Here is a 17,692-nt window from a genome sequence, read left to right as displayed (position 1 = left end):
GCTAACGCATGGCACTTGCGCGACGCTGGAGGGTGAGACGTGCTCTACATACTGGACTACGCCGGTGTGGTGGTCTTTGCCGCGACTGGCGCACTGGCAGCCTCGCGCAAGCAGCTCGACATCATCGGCTTCCTCTTCTTCGCGGCGCTGACCGGCGTCGGCGGCGGAACGCTCCGGGACCTTGTTCTGGGACGAACGCCCGTTTTCTGGGTCGTCGATCCGGCCTACATCCTCGCCTGCGTCGCCACCGGTGTCGTCGTGTTCTTCGCGGCCCATCTCGTCGAGTGGCGATACCGGCTGCTGCTCTGGCTCGACGCAGTCGGACTTTCAGCCTACAGCGTGATGGGTGCCGCCATTGGGCTCGCCTCGACGGGCTCGGCATCGATCGCCATCGTGACAGGCGTCCTGACGGCCACATGCGGCGGCATCCTCCGCGACACGCTGGCCGACGAACCTTCCGTTCTCCTGCGCTCAGAGGTCTATATTTCCGCCGCACTTGCCGGCGCCGGGGCCTTCACCCTGCTCGAAGTCCTGGGCATGCCGTCGCTTGCAAGCTCGGCCGCGGGTTTCGTCGTTGCATTTGGGCTGCGTGGCGGAGGGATTCGCTACGGGTGGACCATCCCGCGGTACCGGCCGAGAGCCGGGCGCGATCCGGAAGATGTCATCGGCAAACGCTGAGAAATCTAGCTCTTCTTCTCGCGGAGCCGGATCACGACATCGACATAGGAGATTTCCATCCCTTCCGGAGCGGGCGGCAGGTTGCCGATCTCGATATTGCTGACGGGGATGTCCAGGACCTCGTTGCGGCCCTCTATGAAGAAGTGATGGTGGTCGGAGACGTTGGTGTCGAAGTAGGTCTTGGCGCCCTCGACCGCCAGCACGCGGATCATCCCTGCTTCCGTGAACTGGTGCAGCGTATTGTAAACCGTGGCGAGCGAGACCGGCACATCGGCGGCAATTGCCTCCTCGTGCAGTTCTTCCACCGTCAGGTGGCGGTCACCCTTGGCGAAAAGCAATTCGGCGAGGGCGATGCGCTGGCGCGTCGGCCGCAAGCCGCAATCGCGCAACTTCGTCTCTATGCTGAACAAAGCCCCTGCCATACTGCCAACACGCCCCATCACTGTCTGTGACATACTATCTTGAGTTTCGGATATAACTTTTGCCGGCCCCGCTTTCAATAGGGTGCGCAGTGCTTGGGCCCCGGGCAGGAGCCTCCCAAAAACGAGCATTTTCGTCGTCGACCTCTGGCTTGCGGGCCAAGCTTCCTATATGCGGTCCCATGAATGCTGTCCGCCGAGATCGTCCGGTCTACCGTATACGCTTTCGCTACGGACATGGTTGTGCTTCAATTTCCGCCGTCCCTGTCATAATGATCTGGCTCGGCACGAGGGAACCAAACTTTGATGACGGAAAGACAGTCAAGCTTCTCTTACGATGAAATCCTCGCCTGCGGCCGGGGGGAATTGTTCGGGCCGGGCAATGCCCAGCTACCCCTGCCCCCCATGCTGATGGTGCACCGGATCACCGATGTTTCGGAGACCGGCGGCGAGTTCGGCAAGGGCTACATCCGCGCCGAGTACGACGTCCATCCGGACGACTGGTACTTCCCGGTCCACTTCCAGGGCAACCCGATCATGCCGGGCTGTCTCGGCCTGGATGGCATGTGGCAGCTTACTGGTTTCTACCTCGGCTGGCTGGGCGAGGAAGGTCGCGGCATGGCTCTGTCCACCGGTGAGGTGAAGTTCAAGGGCATGGTTCGTCCGCACACGAAGCTTCTCGAATACGGCATCGACTTCAAGCGCGTCATGCGCGGTCGCCTGGTGCTCGGCATCGCCGACGGCTGGGTCAAGGCGGACGGGGAAACAATCTATCAGGCAACCGACCTGCGTGTCGGCCTGTCGAAGGAAAAGGCCGCCTGAGCTACGGCACCGGCGCGGCATCAAGCAGAAAAGGTCATCAAGATGAGACGGGTTGTTGTCACGGGTCTCGGCATCGTGTCCTCCATCGGAAACGACGCTTCCCAAGTCACCGAATCTCTCCGCCAGGCAAAGTCGGGCATCTCCTTCTCACAGGATTTCGCCGACCACGGCTTCCGCTGCCAGGTGTGGGGCCGGCCCGACCTCGATCCGACCGATCTCGTCGACCGTCGCGCCATGCGCTTCCTGTCGCAAGGCGGTGCCTGGAACCACGTCGCCATGAAGCAGGCGATTGCGGATTCCGGTCTCGATGAGAAGGACTACAGCGAGAACGAGCGCGCGGGCATCATCATGGGGTCAGGCGGGCCGTCGACCCGCACCCTCATCGAAGCGGCCGACATCACCATCAAGAACGGCAGCCCGAAGCGAATCGGGCCGTTTGCCGTGCCGAAGGCCATGTCCTCGACGGCATCGGCGACGCTTGCGACCTGGTTTAAGATCCATGGCGTGAACTATTCGATCTCGTCGGCCTGCTCCACCTCGGCCCATTGCATCGGCAATGCCGCGGAGATGATCCAGTGGGGCAAGCAGGACCTGATGTTCGCCGGCGGCCACGAAGACCTCGACTGGACCATGTCTAACCTCTTCGACGCAATGGGCGCGATGTCCACGAAGTACAATGACCAGCCGGCAAGCGCCTCGCGTGCCTATGACGTCGATCGCGACGGCTTCGTCATCGCAGGGGGTGCGGGGGTCCTCGTTCTCGAGGAACTGGAGCATGCCAAGGCGCGCGGCGCCAGGATCTATGCCGAGATCGTCGGCTATGGCGCCACCTCCGACGGTTACGACATGGTGGCTCCTTCAGGCGAAGGCGCTGTCCGCTGCATGCGGCAGGCGCTGTCCACGGTGAAGGGAGACGTCGACTACATCAACACCCACGGCACTTCGACGCCGGTCGGTGATTCCAAGGAAATCGGCGCGATCCGCGAAGTCTTCGGCGACAGGATCCCCCACATCCAGTCCACCAAGTCGCTGACCGGCCACTCGCTCGGTGCCGCTGGCGTACAGGAATCGATCTATGGCCTGTTGATGATGCAGGAGAAGTTCATCGGTGAAAGCGCGCACATCCAGACGCTCGATCCGGAGTTCGAGGGTGTCCCGATCGTGCGCAAGCGCATCGACGATGCGAAGATCGACACGGTCCTTTCCAATTCCTTCGGGTTCGGCGGCACCAACGCCACGCTCGTTTTCCAGCGCTACAACGGGTAGAATTTCATGACAGGGTTCATGCAGGGGAAGCGCGGCCTGATCATGGGGGTCGCGAACAATCACTCCATCGCGTGGGGTATCTCGAAGGCAGTTGCGTCCCAGGGGGCCGAACTCGCCTTCACTTACCAGGGCGAGGCCCTTGGCAAGCGGGTAAAGCCGCTCGCCGCTGAAGTCGGCTCTGATTTCCTGCTGCCGTGCGACGTCGAAGACATCGCCTCCGTTGACGCTACCTTCGAAGCCATCCGCGAGCGCTGGGGCAAGCTCGACTTCCTCGTCCACGCGATCGGCTTTTCAGACAAGAACGAGCTCAAGGGGCTCTATGCCGATACCACGCGGGACAATTTCTCGCGCACCATGGTCATCTCCTGCTTCTCCTTCACGGAGGTCGCCAAACGCGCCGCGGGTCTGATGACCGAGGGCGGCTCGATGCTGACGCTGACCTATGGCGGCTCCACGCGCGTCATTCCCAACTATAACGTCATGGGTGTGGCCAAGGCTGCGCTTGAGGCCTCGGTGCGCTATCTGGCAGCTGACTACGGTCCGCAAGACATCCGCGTCAACGCGATTTCCGCCGGCCCCGTCCGCACCCTCGCCGGCGCCGGTATTTCCGACGCCCGCGCCATGTATTCCTGGAACCAGAAGAACGCACCCCTGCGGCGCACGGCGACCATCGAGGACATCGGTGGATCGGCGCTCTACCTGCTGTCGGATCTCTCGCGCGGCGTGACGGGCGAAATCCATTTCGTCGACGCGGGCTACAATATCACGTCGCTGCCGACGCTCGAGCGGCTCCGCAAGGCGGACGTTGAGTAGTCCTCGGAAGGACTCAATGAAAGCCCGGCATTCATGCAGGGCTTTCATTGGTTGACGCCTTCTACTTCCTCGCCCACAGCACCTTGAAGCGTGCGTTGCGGCAGGTTTCGCCACTCTCCCTGAACTCTTCCTTCAGGACCGGCTCGTAAGGCAGGCCGCGATTGGCGACCAGCATCAGCCTGCCATTGCCCCTGAGCGCCGATGCGGCGGTGCGGATCATTGCCTTGCCCAGTTCGGGATCGGCCGCCTGCGCCTCGTGGAAGGGCGGGTTCATGATCACCAGGTCGTATTTCTCCTTGGGTGGCTCCACGGCGAGATCTTGCCAGAAGAACCGCGCATTGAGGTTCGGACAATTGCGAGCGACGTTCACCCTGGCGAACTCCAGCGCCTTATAGTCCGCCTCGAAGAGATCGATGCGGTTGACGCGTGGAGCCTGCTCCGCCAGGCGCACGGTGAGGTAGCCCCACCCTGCACCGAAATCCGCGGCATTGCCGTCGAAGTCGGTCGGCAGCCGCTCCGCGAGAAGCTCGGAGCCCGGATCAACGCGGTCATGGGAGAACATCCCCGGTGCGGCCTGGAAGCGGCCTTCCACCGTGACCGGCGGCTTCTTCAGCGCCTGAATGGCAGCCGTCGCATCCTGCGGTCGCGCCAGCCAGATCGCCACCCCATGATACTTCGGGGTATAGTCGAGCTGTATGCCGAGCTTGAGCAGCGTGTTTCGCAAGGGCTGGATACCATCCTCCTTGCCGCCGGCAACGATGATCATCCCGCCTTGCCTGACGCGCTCCAGCGCTTCCGCCATACGGTTCTCGTTCTCGCCCTTGTGCTTGCCGCACAGGACAAGAGCCATGTCATAGTCGTGCCCCTCGGCTACGGGAAGGGTCCCTTCCGGCAGGAAGCGGAACATAGGACGGAACGGCTGTACCGCCGTCACCTGCGCTGCGAACCCTTCAGGAAAGCCCAGCCCGGCTTCCGCCCCCAGGAAGAGAACACGCTCGCCTGCCAGCGGGACCGGGACTGCTCCGGTGGCGAAAGGATGGAAGAGTGTCTTCAGGGCATCTCGGCTCATCGCGGCTGACCTTCGAAAATGGATAAAGAAAAGGCGCGGAAACCATCCCGCGCCTCGATGCTTCAGGAAAGAAGAACCTTACTCGGCAGCTTCGCCGCCTTCGCTCTTCTTTTCCTTCTTCTCCTGCGGGATCTCCTGGCCGGTCGTCTGGTCGACGACCTTCATGGACAGGCGAACCTTGCCGCGCTCGTCGAAGCCCATCAGCTTCACCCAGACCTTGTCGCCTTCCTTGACGACGTCGGTCGTCTTTGCAACGCGGTCGGCTGCGAGCTGCGAGATGTGCACGAGGCCATCACGCGCACCGAAGAAGTTGACGAAGGCGCCGAAGTCGGCGGTCTTGACGACCGTTCCTTCGTAGACGGCGCCGATTTCCGGTTCCGCAACGATCGAATGGATCCACTTGCGGGCTGCCTCGATCTCCTTGCCGGAGGACGAGGCGATCTTGACGGTGCCGTCGTCCTCGATGTTGATTTTGGCGCCGGTCTTTTCCACGATTTCGCGGATGACCTTGCCGCCCGAGCCGATGACTTCGCGGATCTTGTCGACCGGGATGTTCATCACTTCGATGCGTGGAGCGAATTCGCCCAGCTGCCCACGGCTTTCCGTGATGGCGTTGGCCATTTCGTTGAGGATGTGCTTGCGGCCACCCTGCGCCTGGCCGAGTGCGACCTTCATGATCTCTTCGGTGATGCCCGCGATCTTGATGTCCATCTGCAGCGAGGTGATGCCGTCGGCCGTACCCGCCACCTTGAAGTCCATGTCGCCGAGATGGTCCTCGTCGCCGAGAATGTCGGAGAGAACGGCGAAGCGTTCACCTTCGAGGATCAGGCCCATGGCGATACCGGCCACCGGCTTTGCGATCGGAACGCCGGCATCCATCAGCGCAAGCGAGGTGCCGCAGACGGTTGCCATGGAGGACGACCCGTTGGATTCGGTGATCTCCGAAACGACACGCAGCGTGTAGGGGAACTGCTCAGCGGTCGGCAGCATCGGGCGAATGGCGCGCCAGGCGAGCTTGCCGTGGCCGATCTCGCGACGACCCGGGGAACCCATGCGGCCCGTTTCACCAACCGAGTAGGGCGGGAAGTTGTAGTGGAGCAGGAAGCGCTCCTTGTACATGCCAGTCAGTGAGTCGACATACTGCTCGTCTTCGCCGGTGCCCAGCGTCGCAACCACGATCGCCTGGGTTTCGCCGCGGGTGAACAGGGCCGAACCGTGGGTGCGCGGCAGGATGCCGACTTCCGATACGATCGGGCGAACGGTTTCCAGATCGCGGCCGTCGATACGGCTCTTGGTGTCGAGGATGTTCCAGCGAACGATCTTGGCCTGCAGGTGCTTGAACACGCCGCCGATAACTTCCGCCGAGTACTTCGGCTCTACGCCTTCCGGGAAGAAGTGCGCCTTCACCTTGGCCTTGACGGCGTCGACGGCGGCGTAGCGATCTGCCTTCTGGGTGATCTTGTAGGCGTCGCGCAGCTCAGCCTCAAAATGCTTCAGCATCTCGGCTTCAAGTTCGGAATAGTCTTCCGGCTGGAAGTCGCGCGGCTCCTTGGCAGCCACTTCGGCCAGCTTGATGATCGCGTCTATCACCGGCTGGAAGCCGCGATGGCCGAACATGACGGCGCCGAGCATGACGTCTTCGTTCAGTTCCTTGGCTTCGGATTCAACCATCAAGACGGCATCCTGCGTGCCGGCCACGACGAGGTCGAGGCTCGACTCGTCCATCTCGTCGAGATGCGGGTTCAGCACGTATTCGCCGTTGATGTAGCCAACGCGCGCGCCGCCGATCGGGCCCATGAAGGGAACGCCGGAAAGCGTCAGCGCTGCCGAGGTGGCAACCATGGAGAGGATGTCGGGGTTGTTTTCCAAGTCATGCTGGATGACCGTGACAACGACCTGCGTGTCGTTCTTGTAACCTTCGGGGAAGAGCGGACGGATCGGGCGGTCGATCAGGCGGGAAACGAGGGTCTCGTTCTCCGACGGACGACCTTCACGCTTGAAGTAGCCGCCCGGGATCTTGCCGGCGGCATAGGTCTTTTCCTGGTAGTTGACGGTCAGCGGGAAGAAGTCCTGGCCCGGCTTCGGCGCCTTGGCGGAAACGACGGTCGCAAGAACGACGGTCTCGCCGTAGGTGGCGAGTACGGCACCGTCCGCCTGGCGGGCTATCTTGCCGGTTTCCAGCTTGAGCGGGCGGCCTGCCCACTCGATTTCGACAGAGTGTGTATTGAACATGTCTTGTCCTTCGTGGCGCGGCCATCATTTGTCGGACGACGGAATGGCCTGCGCATTGTTGACGTGACACGGGCAAGACAACGGGAGGCTTTCGGTTTGCGGGATGGCCGGGCCATCCCGTCGAGAGCCAGACCAAAGCCTGGCGAAAGCATCCGGCAATCCTGCCCCATGGCAGGTCAGCGGTTGATTTGACGAAGCCGGCCCATCCGGTTCGTCAGGCGGTCCATGCGGACCTCTTCGGCTGCCCGAAGATAAGAATGGCGGGCGTCTCCTGCGAGGCGCCCGCCATGAAGCGTCTTAGCGGCGGATACCCAGGCTGGCGATCAGCTTGGTGTAGCGGCCTTCGTCCTTCTTCTTGAGATAGTCAAGAAGCGAGCGGCGGCTGGAAACCATCGCGAGCAGACCACGGCGGGAATGGTTATCCTTCTTGTGGCCCTTGAAGTGTTCCGTCAGGTTGTTGATGCGCTCCGTCAGGATCGCAACCTGGACTTCCGGAGAACCGGTGTCGCCTTCGACGGTTGCGTATTCCTTGATCAGCGCAGCCTTGCGCTCGGCAGTAATCGACATCGGACAGGTCCTTTCTTGGTGAGGATCATTGGGTCGCCTGTGGCCGGGATGTCGTCCAGCCATGGCCGTGAAAGCAAAAGGGATGCCTGTGGCACCCGATGCTGGCGGTGCCTATACTCCATATGCCCCGCAAATGGAAGGGCCCAGCGTCGTCTCAGCCGAAGACGCGCTTGGGCCGGAACTCACCCTGCCCGATCTCGCCAATCGCAACCAGCCGTCCCCGGGCGGTCGCATAGGCTTCCGGCTCGGCAAGCGGGGCATCACGTCCCCGAACGATCACCGGATTTCCCATCCGCAGGCGATGCGCCTGGTCGTCCGTCACCGCAAGATGCGGAAGGTTCGAGAGTGCCTCGGCAGTATCGATCAGGTGGGCGTCGAGCGCTGCAAGACGTTCCTCCCGATCCTCGATCGTCTCGAGCGCCGCGAGGTCGGCGAGCGGCACCATGCGATCTTCCCCGAACGGTGCGACGAAGGTGCGCCGCAGGCCGGAGATATGGCCGAAGCATCCGAGATCACGGCCGAAGTCGCGTGCCAGTGCCCGTACATAGGTCCCCTTTCCGCACTCGACCTCGAAATGGGCAGTATGCGCGTCGGGGCAGCCAATCAGAGTCAGTCGATGAATCTCCACCTCGCGGGAGGGGATTTCGACCACCTCCCCGTCGCGTGCAAGGTCGTAGGCCCGTTCGCCGGCGATCTTGATTGCCGAGAACTGCGGCGGAACCTGGCTGATCACGCCCGTATAGCGTGGCAACAGGGCGAGGATATCCTCCTCGGTCGGCCGCTTGTCGGACGTGTGCGTGACCTCGCCTTCGAGGTCGTCCGTCAGCCGCTCCTCGCCCCAGGTCACGGTAAACTCGTAGACCTTGCGACCATCCATGACATAGGGAACCGTCTTGGTGGCGTCGCCGACCGCAATGGGCAGCATTCCCGACGCCAATGGGTCGAGCGTGCCTGCATGACCGCACTTCTGGGCATTGAACAGCCACTTGATCTTGGAGACGGCTTCGGTCGAACCGAAGTCAACGGGCTTGTCGAGGATGAGCCAGCCCGATACCGGGCGGCCCTTGGGCTTGCGAGGCTTTGACATGGATTGCTTTTCTTATTCTTCGTCTTCGGAGGCCGGAGCGTCGAGGTCGCGCCTCACCTCCGGGGATCGCAGCAGCTGGTCGATCTTCTTGTAGTTGTCGAAGCTGGTATCGTCCCGGAACCGGACTTCCGGCATGTATTTCATCTGCCGCAGCTGGCCACCGAGCCGGCCACGAATGAATTTCGCATTGCGGTTCAACGCGTCGATGACCGCCTGGTGATCCGGCAGGCCGAGGGGCGTCACATAGGCGGTGGCGATCTTGAGGTCGGGCGACATACGCACTTCGGAAACCGAAATGACGGTCTTCTCCAGGAGATCGTCGCGCACCTCGCCCCGCTGCAGCACCTGGGTGATTGCGGCGCGCACCTGCTCACCAACGCGAAGCATGCGCTGGGACGGCGCCGAGGAGGTTGCTTTTGCCATTCTTGTATCTCTTTCGCGCGGCTCTGGCGTCTGGCTCCTGGCCTGTCGCGCCGCGCTTCACGGTTTTCCAGGCTCAAATGCATCGTCAGACCGCAAAGGTCAAGGACTGCGCGTCCGCTCTGCTCTTGACGTGACGCAAGAAATGCCCAACTACGTCTGCTTCTCCGAGCCGGCAGAAAAGCGGCGCGGATCAGAACCCGGTGCCGGGCCCCTCTGGCGAGAGTACTACGGCGCTCTCGCGATGTCGGTACCGCCTGCAAATAAGCCGGCGGATTTTTTATGTCCATGACACATGTGCTTCTAGCCTGCAGCGATGCCGGAATGGCTTCGGCTGCTCGACTGCCTTCCTACGCGGCCTTCCTAAAGGAGGGCAGCAAGTGAACCAGGTACAATCGCAAACCTCATTGTTCGGCTACCTGAAGTGGTCGATCATCGTCACCGTTGTCGGCCTTCTTCTCGGCGGCGTGCTTGGATGGCAGATGACGGGAACCGTCAGCGGCATGTTGACGATCTTCTTCATCTGCGCCGTTCTGGCGGTGCTGGAAATCTCGCTCTCCTTCGACAACGCGATTGTCAACGCCAACAAGCTGAAGGACATGACCCCTGTCTGGCAGCGGCGCTTCCTGACCTGGGGCATCCTGATCGCGGTCTTCGGGATGCGTATCGTCTTCCCGCTGCTGATCGTGGTGATCGCCGCGGGCATCGGACCGATCGATGCGATCGTGCTGGCAGCCGTCCAACCGGACGAATATGCCCGCATCATGCATGACGCGCACCTGCCGATCGCGGCCTTCGGCGGCACCTTCCTGATGATGGTCGGGCTCACCTACTTCTTCAACCACGAGAAAGACATCCACTGGGTGGTGGTGCTGGAGAAGTACATGTCGCGTTACGCGACCATCAAGGGCGTGGAAATCGCCTTCGTGCTGGCGCTGATCCTGATCTTCTCGAACATTCTCGACGGGGAGAACTCCTACACTTTCCTGACCTCGGCAATCTACGGTCTGATCACCTTCCTGGTTGTCGAATTGCTGGGCGGGCTGCTCGACGCCTCGCAGCGAGCCATGTCTGAAGCGGCAAGGGGCGGCCTCGGCGCCTTCATCTATCTCGAGGTGCTGGATGCCAGCTTCTCGTTCGACGGAGTGATCGGTGCGTTTGCATTGACGCAGAACCTCTTCATCATCGCGATCGGCCTTGGCATCGGCGCCATGTATGTCCGCTCGATGACGATCATGCTGGTGGAGAAGCAGACGCTCACACACTACCGCTACCTCGAGCATGGCGCGTTCTACGCGATCCTCATTCTTTCGGTGATCATGTATGTGCAGACGCTATACCACATCCCGGAGGTCATCACCGGTCTCGGCGGCGCAAGCCTCATAGGCCTGTCGCTCTGGTCCTCGATCCGGCACAACCGGCAGGAACGTGTCCGCGATACGGACTTGGCAAGCGGGGAAATCTGACGGCGAGGGCGTGAAGCAAAGGACCTCCGCCTTTGCTTCACGCAGCTTTGACAACTATTGGTTTGACAGGGCCGGGCGGATTACGGCACTAGAGGTCGCAAGTTCCTCCCAAAGGGCCCGGATGCGTCAGCTAAAGTTGTTTTCCATGTCCTTTGCCTGCCTCATCGCCGCATTGGGGAGCCTTGCCATACTCTCGCAGGAACTCGATGTCCTCCTGCAGCCACAGCGGACAGAGCCGAGCTTCTTCAATCAGATCGCTTCGCGGCCCCCGCCATACGGCCCGTCCAGCTACTCCAAGAAGATCACGCTTATCGACTGTACCTACGCCTTGCTGAACCTTCGCCGGGTCGAAACACCGGAGAAGGCCGCTGCCGTCGCGCGATCCTGCGAAAGGCTCAGCGACAGCATGACGGCCACCATGCCGAGCAATGCGCATGCGTGGTACGTAAAAGCGCTTGCTCATGCCCGCCTGGGCGAAACGGATGCTTTCCTCGCAAGCTACCGCAAGTCTCGTGAACTCGGCCCGAACGAGCAGTGGCTGGCGGAGAACCGCACACGCCTGGCGGAAGAAATGTACGCGGAACTCGACGAGGAAAGCCGCCGCCTTCATGAGGCCGACCTGACCCTGCTGGCGAACAGCCCCCGCGGAACGCGAACGCTTGCGGCGCGCTATGCGTCCAATGAGGAGTTCAGGGAACGGATCATCCAGATCGTCGAACGCCTGCCTCCCGATCGGCAGCGGGCATTCCTCCAAAACGTGCGCAGCGTGCTGCGCTAGGTTTGGGAGACCTGATCGTGAAGCAACTGCTCCGGCGTCTTCTTCCTGCCAGGAACGATCGATCACAAGGACGGCAGAAGCTCTTCTTCGACCGGCGTCCGGAGTTGATCTACGTCATCGGCGATGTCCATGGCTGCATGTCGCTCCTGCGCAAGATGGAAAGGATCATCGCCGCAGATGCCGAGGGGTGTGAAGGAGATAAGTGGATCGTCCTGCTTGGCGACTATGTCGACCGCGGACCGGAAAGTGCCGCTGTGCTGGATCATCTGCTGTCGAGGCCACCCGCCGGCTTCAGGCGTTTCTGCCTTGCCGGCAATCACGAGCAGCTCATGCTGTCCTATCTGGCGGCTCCCGATCCCAACCACTTCTGGCTGGGCCTCGGCGGGCACGACACACTTCGCTCCTACGGCCTCTACGAGATAGCAGAGCGATCCTCCTCGATGAAGGCACTGCTGGAAAGCCATGTGCCGTCCGAGCATGTCGACTTTCTCCAGACGGCGCCGTCGCTGCTAGCCGTCCCCGGCTTTGTTTTCGTCCACGGCGGCATCCGGTCCGGCGTCCCGCTGGAAGAGCAGGCCGACGAAGATCTCCTGTGGCTGCGGCCTTCGCCCGATACCACATCGCCCGCGAACGTCATCGTAGTACACGGGCATACGCCGGTCGATGACGTGGAGATTTCGCCGGGCAGGATCAATGTCGACACGGGAGCTTATGCCACCGGTCTATTGTCCTGCATCAGAATTGATCGTAACAACGACATAGTTAAGCTTGCGGCGAGTTAACTAAACAAGGCGAGTGAGCATGGTGCTGTTTTCTCTTTCCTGTATTGATAACGCCTGAAAAGCCATTCGATTCGATGACACATATTCATCGCGCATTCGGGAAAGAGCATGCAAAGCGATATCGATCTCCGTAGCCTCCTCGGCATTGTCCGCCGGCAGCTCTGGCTCATCCTCTCGATCGTGGTGGGCCTGACGGCACTGGCGGCCATCATCACCTATTCTCTAGAGCCCCGCTACTCGGCATCGGCGCAGGTCTTCGTCGATACGGCGGCCAAGGGAATCCTGGATGCCGACGAACCTACCCGTAACTCGGGCAGTGACAATGCCCGGGTGGACACCGAGGTCGTTATCACCCGAACGGATGAGATCCTTCTTTCCGTCATCAACAGCGAAAATCTCGTGGCCGACGACGAGTTCGGCGTGAAGATCTCCTTGACCGACCGCGCATTGCAGTTGCTCAGGCTCAAGTCGGCCGCAGCGCCTGAACCGGAGGAGGCCGCGGCCGACGTTCTGGACAATTTCCGCGACTCCGTCAGGGTGAGCCGGCGTGGCATGACCTATGTGATCGATGTCACCGTGACGTCCGAGGACCCGGAAAAGGCAGCGCGACTCGCCAATGCGGTGGCGAAAGCTTCGATCCAGAAGCAGATGGACACCAAGGTCGCGGCCATCCGGGAGGCGCGCGATCGAGTCCAGCCGGCCCTCGAGCAGGCAAGGCAGACGCTTACATCCACCTCCCGCAGCATCGACACTTTCATTGATCGGAACATCGAACTTCTGCGAGAGCAGGGGTCGCCCAGCGTCGGCATGTTCTACGACGAGCTGACCCGTATCCGCAGCCAGCGCGAGCGGGATTTCCAGCGACTTCAGACGCTGGACCAGACCATCCGGCAGAACGACTACGCTTCGCTTTTCCAGAACCTTCAATCCGATGCCGCAAGGGAGTTGCAACAGCGCCAGGAAGAGCTTGCGGGTCAGATTGCGCAGGCGGACGCCAACGAGGCGATCGAACTGCGCGCCGAACTGCAGCGCGTCACCGAGTCGATCCGCAACGAGGCCGCACGTGCAATGGACCAGTACCGTGGCCAGCTTGCAACGGCCGAGCAGCAGGAGACGTCGATCCGCTCGAACCTGCTCAACGCCGTGATGGGGAGCAACCTTCCCGACACCGCGGTCGGGGATCTCTACAGCCTTGCCAATCAGGTCCAGAGCGCGAAAAAGAACTTTGACGACCTGTCGATGCAGGCCGGCCGAATGGACATCCTGGCTGCCCTTCAGCTTCCGGATAGTGGCGTCATCTCTAATGCCACGCCGCCTCGCGAACCGTCCTATCCGCGGAAGGGCGTGATCCTGCCCCTGGCCTTCATGATGGCGCTTGGCCTAGGCGTCGGCCTCGCATTCGTTCGCGAATACTTCGTGGGCGGACTGACGAGTGAGGACCAGGTGGAGACCGTTCTGCGGCTGCCACTTGTATCCATCACCCCGCGGGAAGCGGAGGAAACCAAGGCGGAGACGGGCGCCCAGACCCTGTCCGACATCATCATTCGATCACCCCTCTCGATGTTTGCGGAGTCGGTGCGACGCATCCGGGTCGCGATCGACCAGCACCTGTTCAAGAAGCAGGGGATCCGCGAGGAGGGCAGCGGTGGCACGGTGATCATGGTCTCCTCTGCGCTTCCCAATGAAGGCAAGTCGACCATGGCGCTTTCGCTGGCGCGGACCTATGCGCTGTCAGGCAAGCGGACGCTGCTCATCGACTGTGACCTGCGAAAGCCCAGTCTCCACCGCCACCTCGGGCTGGAGCCGAGCACCGGTTTCGTCGAGTTTCTCCGGGGTGCCGAAACCGGAGCCTCGCTGCCCAAGCTCACGGTCACGGATCAGCCGACGGGCCTGACCGTGCTCCTGTCCGGGCGACGCAGCAGTTTCCCCACCGACGACCTGTTCATGGGGCCGGAGATCGCACGCCTGATCGCCGTCGCACGCCGCAACTTCGACTACATCATCCTGGACACCCCGCCGGTAGAACCGGTCGTCGACGGGCTCTATCTCGCGCGGCAGGCGGATGTCATCACGTTCATCGTTCGGTGGGCTGTTACGCCTCAGGCCAGCGCCAAGCATGCCGTGGCAGCGCTGCGCGAGAGTGCGCCTGAAGGGACACCGATCCTTGCCGTCCTGAACCAGCAGGAGCGCGCCAAGCTCTTCGGCTACTATTCCTATTCCGACTATTACGTGGACTAGAGCTTCTCCAGGTAGGGAAGGTCCTCCGGATGAACCTCCTGGGTCACCCGGTGGATCCGATCGATGGCGCGGTCACGCGAAACCTGCAGATGCCGGCGAAGAGCGTCTGCTGCAGCAGTAACGTGGCCGGCCTCCAGCTTCTGGACGATGTCGAGATGTTCGGGCAGGAATGGCTCGGCGCCGAACAGTCGCGGCATCCACCGATAGAGGAATCTGTGCGCGATCAGCAGGGCCTGCGGCAGGCTGATCGCCTGCATCATCGGGCTGTTTTCGCAGTGGCCAAGCAGCGTAACGTGCAGGTCCTCCTCCAGCCGGTCGAGGTCCGGGCCGGTCAACGTCTCCGCGCTGCTGATCGCAGCGTCCAGCCGTTCCCGGATCTTCGGAAGAAGCTCCGGAGGCAGGCGGGATGCCGCCTTTTCCAGGGCCACCGGCTCGAGCAGCCAGCGCAGCTCATAGAGTTCACCCACATGCTCCGGCGTCATCGCCGGGGCGATCCACCGGGAGCGATCGTCTTTTCGCACCAGGCCCCTCTGCTGCAACCGCGCGACCACGTCCCGTGCGACGGTACGGCTGACGTCATAGTAACGGGCAAGTTCCGTCTCGTTGACCCTCCACCCGGCGAACGACGTCCGGGCCGCGATTTCGCTCTCCACCTCACCATAGATCCGGGCCCAGGTCGCCAGCTGAGTCAGGCGCATCTCGTCACCCGAGCCAGGGACAGCCGCACCGTCACCGAAGGTCTTGTCCTTCGGCTTTGCAACCCGATAACCGCGCCCGGACGACTTCAGCAGCAAGCCCTCCCGTTCCAGTTCGCAAAGCGCCTGCCGGGCGGGTGCGCGGCTTATGCCGAACTGCTCCGCCAGGCCCGACTCGCTGAGCCGTGTGCCCTCCGCCAGCACGCCCTGCACAATCTGTCCCGCGACGATCTCAAACACCTGCTGGTAAAGGCGGGGGACTGTCCCAGCCACCGTCTTTGCCCCCTGGGCTTGCGAGCCAGGCTCGCCCTCCGAAGCCATGTCCCCTCCTCCGGATCGTTCAAGCTACGGTTGTCTCGACATCGAGCTTAGCAGCTTGCGCGACCGCCATCAAACGACGGAGGCTCGCAGATGCAGCAGCGGGGTTGATAAAACCAGGATCTAACGTATAGTGTACACAGAAGACATTAAGGAGAAGAAGCATGGGTGGTCGTCTCGCGGGCAAGAATGCTCTCGTGACCGGGGCCGGACAGGGGATCGGCCGGGCGATCGCCATTCGATTCGCTGAGGAGGGAGCGAGCGTTGTGGCAACCAGCCGCAGCATCGCCAAGATGGAAGACCTGACAGAGATCTCTTCTCGCATCACGATTGCAGAACTCGACGTCACCAACACCTCGGCGATCAGGAAAGTCTTCGGCGCTACCGGCCCTCTGGACATCCTCGTCAACTGCGCCGGCTGGGTCCACAATGGTTCGATCCTCGACTGCGACGAGGAAGCCTGGCAGAGAAGCCTGGACCAGAACGCGACTGCGGCCTTCCGCACGATCAAGGCGACATTGCCGTCGATGGTCGAGCGTGGCGGTGGGTCGATCATCAACGTTGCCTCCGTGGCATCCAGCATTACCGGCGTCGCCAATCGGGCTGCATACGGTGCAAGCAAGGCGGCGATGATCGGCTTGACCAAGGCCGTGGCGCGCGACGCGATCGCCACCGGCGTTCGCTGCAATGCGCTCTGCCCCGGCACGACGCACTCGCCCTCCCTGCAGGACCGCATCGACGCCAGCGACGACCCTGCGGAAATGCACCGGACATTCATCGCCCGTCAGCCGATGGGCCGATTGGGAACAGTGGAGGAGATGGCGGCGGCCGCGGTCTACCTCGCGAGCGACGAAACAGCATACATGACCGGCCAGCTTCTGGTCATCGATGGAGGCCAGACACTATGAACTCGCCTGTCAGAACGTCCGGGAGCGATGTCGTCCATGCTTCCATCGAGGCGACCGACGGCTTCTGCCGGAAGGTGTTTGCCGCGATCGGCGCCGACGAAGCCACGGCGGACGCTGCCACCCGGGCCATGATGCACGGCTCGCGGCTGGGCGTCGACAGCCATGGCGTCAGGCTTCTCGCTCACTACGTGAAGGTCATGGAGGCCGGCCGGGTCAACCGGCGGCCGAATGTCCGGATCGCGCATTCCTTCGGCGCTGTCGCCTCTCTTGATGCCGACCACGGTCACGGGGCTCTAGGCGCCTATCGCGGAATGGACCATGCCGTCGCTCTTGCCGAACAGTTCGGCGTCGGCGCCGTCTCGATCCGCAACGGCTCGCATTTCGGGCCCGCCGGGGCCTATGCCATGGCGGCTGCGGAGCGCGGCTATATCGGCCTTGCAGTCTGCAATTCCGACAGTTTCGTGCGTCTTCACGACGGGGCGATGCGCTTCCATGGCACGAACCCCATCGCCTTCGCCGTTCCGGTGGAGAACGACCAGCCATGGCTTCTCGACATGGCGACGAGTGCCATTCCCTACAATCGCGTGCAGCTATACCGAAGCCTCGGCGTAAAACTGCCGGAGGGTGTTGCATCGGATGAAGCCGGGCAAGACGTCCGGGATCCGGAACAGGCCGAAATGCTCGCGCCGGTCGGGGGCGAATTCGGCTTCAAGGGTGCCGGGCTCGCCGGAGTTGCCGAGATCCTCAGTGCGGTCATCTCCGGGATGGGCCTGAGTTTTGATCTCCTGCCGATGAACGGCCCGGACCTGTCGACCCCCCGCGGTCTCGGCGCCTTCGTTCTGGCACTCAAGCCGGGTGCCTTCGTTGATCGGCCGGTATTCGAAGCCGGCATGAAGCGATACGTCGAGGTGCTCCGGTCGTCGCCGGCCCGTGAGGGCACCAGCGTCATGGCGCCGGGCGATCGCGAATGGAAGGTCGCGGCGGAGCGGCGCCGGACAGGCCTGCCGCTCGATCCGGCGACACGCCAGGCCTTTGCCGAGCTTGCCGAAAAACATGGACTGACGCCACCCTTCGATAGGTGAAGGGAGTCTTGGCCGGCGGGCAAGGCCGGCCGGTTCTGCCGGCATCCGGGAG

17 protein-coding genes are annotated in these 17,692 nt (G+C 62.3%); 10 read left to right on the top strand and 7 right to left on the bottom strand.

Annotated elements, in window-relative coordinates:
- The first annotated feature begins 39 nt into the window (after positions 1 to 39).
- Positions 40 to 678 carry a trimeric intracellular cation channel family protein gene (locus tag ACEPP2_RS13050; protein ID WP_077548458.1) on the top strand — a complete coding sequence of 213 codons (639 nt, stop codon included), beginning with the start codon at positions 40 to 42 and terminating at the stop codon, positions 676 to 678.
- A gap of 5 nt (positions 679 to 683) precedes the next feature.
- On the opposite strand, the gene irrA is transcribed toward ACEPP2_RS13050, so the two are convergent.
- A complete protein-coding gene (gene irrA, locus ACEPP2_RS13045; RefSeq protein ID WP_077548614.1) occupies positions 684 to 1,100 on the bottom strand; it encodes an iron response transcriptional regulator IrrA in 417 nt (138 codons plus the stop codon).
- Positions 1,101 to 1,403: 303 nt separating this feature from the next.
- On the opposite strand from irrA, the gene fabA reads away from it, so the two are divergent.
- Genes fabA through fabI form a run of 3 tightly spaced genes read left to right on the top strand, consistent with a single transcriptional unit; the run spans position 1,404 to position 3,998 of the window.
- Positions 1,404 to 1,919 carry a 3-hydroxyacyl-[acyl-carrier-protein] dehydratase FabA gene (fabA, locus tag ACEPP2_RS13040; protein ID WP_052641030.1) on the top strand — a complete coding sequence of 172 codons (516 nt, stop codon included), beginning with the start codon at positions 1,404 to 1,406 and terminating at the stop codon, positions 1,917 to 1,919.
- 42 nt (positions 1,920 to 1,961) lie between these two features.
- Positions 1,962 to 3,185, top strand: coding sequence for a beta-ketoacyl-ACP synthase I (fabB, locus tag ACEPP2_RS13035; protein WP_077548457.1), 1,224 nt, complete (start codon positions 1,962 to 1,964; stop codon positions 3,183 to 3,185).
- Positions 3,186 to 3,191: 6 nt separating this feature from the next.
- Positions 3,192 to 3,998, top strand: a complete 807-nt coding sequence (fabI, locus tag ACEPP2_RS13030) for an enoyl-ACP reductase FabI (RefSeq protein WP_152336349.1) — start codon at positions 3,192 to 3,194, stop codon at positions 3,996 to 3,998.
- 61 nt (positions 3,999 to 4,059) lie between these two features.
- On the opposite strand, the gene ACEPP2_RS13025 is transcribed toward fabI, so the two are convergent.
- From ACEPP2_RS13025 to rbfA, 5 genes are all read right to left on the bottom strand, one after another.
- On the bottom strand, positions 4,060 to 5,067 hold the full coding sequence (locus ACEPP2_RS13025; protein WP_395516860.1) for a class I SAM-dependent methyltransferase: 1,008 nt from the start codon (positions 5,065 to 5,067) through the stop codon (positions 4,060 to 4,062).
- Between the two features lie 78 nt (positions 5,068 to 5,145).
- The gene (gene pnp, locus ACEPP2_RS13020; protein WP_395516859.1) at positions 5,146 to 7,299 is read right to left on the bottom strand and encodes a polyribonucleotide nucleotidyltransferase; all 2,154 of its coding nucleotides are present in this window, start codon (positions 7,297 to 7,299) and stop codon (positions 5,146 to 5,148) included.
- A gap of 297 nt (positions 7,300 to 7,596) precedes the next feature.
- Positions 7,597 to 7,866: a 30S ribosomal protein S15 gene (gene rpsO, locus ACEPP2_RS13015; RefSeq protein ID WP_052641016.1), complete on the bottom strand. Its 270-nt coding sequence runs from the start codon at positions 7,864 to 7,866 to the stop codon at positions 7,597 to 7,599.
- A gap of 154 nt (positions 7,867 to 8,020) precedes the next feature.
- Complete coding sequence (truB, locus tag ACEPP2_RS13010) at positions 8,021 to 8,953, bottom strand: tRNA pseudouridine(55) synthase TruB (protein WP_395516858.1); 933 nt, start codon at positions 8,951 to 8,953, stop codon at positions 8,021 to 8,023.
- Between the two features lie 12 nt (positions 8,954 to 8,965).
- Positions 8,966 to 9,376 (bottom strand): 30S ribosome-binding factor RbfA, encoded by a 411-nt coding sequence (gene rbfA, locus ACEPP2_RS13005; RefSeq protein WP_052641012.1) that lies wholly within the window; start codon positions 9,374 to 9,376, stop codon positions 8,966 to 8,968.
- Positions 9,377 to 9,753: 377 nt separating this feature from the next.
- Between rbfA and ACEPP2_RS13000 the strand changes: the two genes are divergently transcribed.
- The 4 genes from ACEPP2_RS13000 (at position 9,754) to ACEPP2_RS12985 (ending at position 14,637) form a co-directional block, all read left to right on the top strand.
- Entirely contained in the window at positions 9,754 to 10,839 is a 1,086-nt protein-coding gene (locus ACEPP2_RS13000) for a DUF475 domain-containing protein (RefSeq protein WP_395516857.1), read from the top strand.
- Between the two features lie 145 nt (positions 10,840 to 10,984).
- Positions 10,985 to 11,617 (top strand): tetratricopeptide repeat protein, encoded by a 633-nt coding sequence (locus tag ACEPP2_RS12995; protein WP_395516856.1) that lies wholly within the window; start codon positions 10,985 to 10,987, stop codon positions 11,615 to 11,617.
- Between the two features lie 17 nt (positions 11,618 to 11,634).
- Positions 11,635 to 12,399 carry a metallophosphoesterase family protein gene (locus ACEPP2_RS12990; RefSeq protein WP_395516855.1) on the top strand — a complete coding sequence of 255 codons (765 nt, stop codon included), beginning with the start codon at positions 11,635 to 11,637 and terminating at the stop codon, positions 12,397 to 12,399.
- A 108-nt stretch (positions 12,400 to 12,507) separates the two neighbouring features.
- Entirely contained in the window at positions 12,508 to 14,637 is a 2,130-nt protein-coding gene (locus ACEPP2_RS12985; RefSeq protein WP_395516854.1) for a Wzz/FepE/Etk N-terminal domain-containing protein, read from the top strand.
- Here the strand turns inward: ACEPP2_RS12985 and ACEPP2_RS12980 are convergent.
- Entirely contained in the window at positions 14,634 to 15,653 is a 1,020-nt protein-coding gene (locus ACEPP2_RS12980; RefSeq protein ID WP_395516853.1) for a GntR family transcriptional regulator, read from the bottom strand. The two genes, ACEPP2_RS12985 and ACEPP2_RS12980, sit on opposite strands and share 4 nt — an antisense overlap.
- A gap of 161 nt (positions 15,654 to 15,814) precedes the next feature.
- On the opposite strand from ACEPP2_RS12980, the gene ACEPP2_RS12975 reads away from it, so the two are divergent.
- Together ACEPP2_RS12975 and ACEPP2_RS12970 are read left to right on the top strand one after the other, a co-directional pair.
- Positions 15,815 to 16,558 (top strand): SDR family oxidoreductase, encoded by a 744-nt coding sequence (locus ACEPP2_RS12975; RefSeq protein ID WP_395516852.1) that lies wholly within the window; start codon positions 15,815 to 15,817, stop codon positions 16,556 to 16,558.
- Positions 16,555 to 17,640, top strand: a complete 1,086-nt coding sequence (locus tag ACEPP2_RS12970) for an Ldh family oxidoreductase (RefSeq protein ID WP_395516851.1) — start codon at positions 16,555 to 16,557, stop codon at positions 17,638 to 17,640. Before ACEPP2_RS12975 ends, ACEPP2_RS12970 begins: the two co-directional genes overlap by 4 nt.
- The last annotated feature ends 52 nt before the right edge of the window (positions 17,641 to 17,692 follow it).

The sequence above is a fragment of the Pseudorhizobium flavum genome (genome assembly GCF_044142885.1).
Classification (GTDB): Bacteria; Pseudomonadota; Alphaproteobacteria; order Rhizobiales; family Rhizobiaceae; genus Neorhizobium; species Neorhizobium flavum.
Note: the sequence above shows the minus strand (reverse complement) of the source record. Positions and strands in the feature narration are given on the sequence as shown.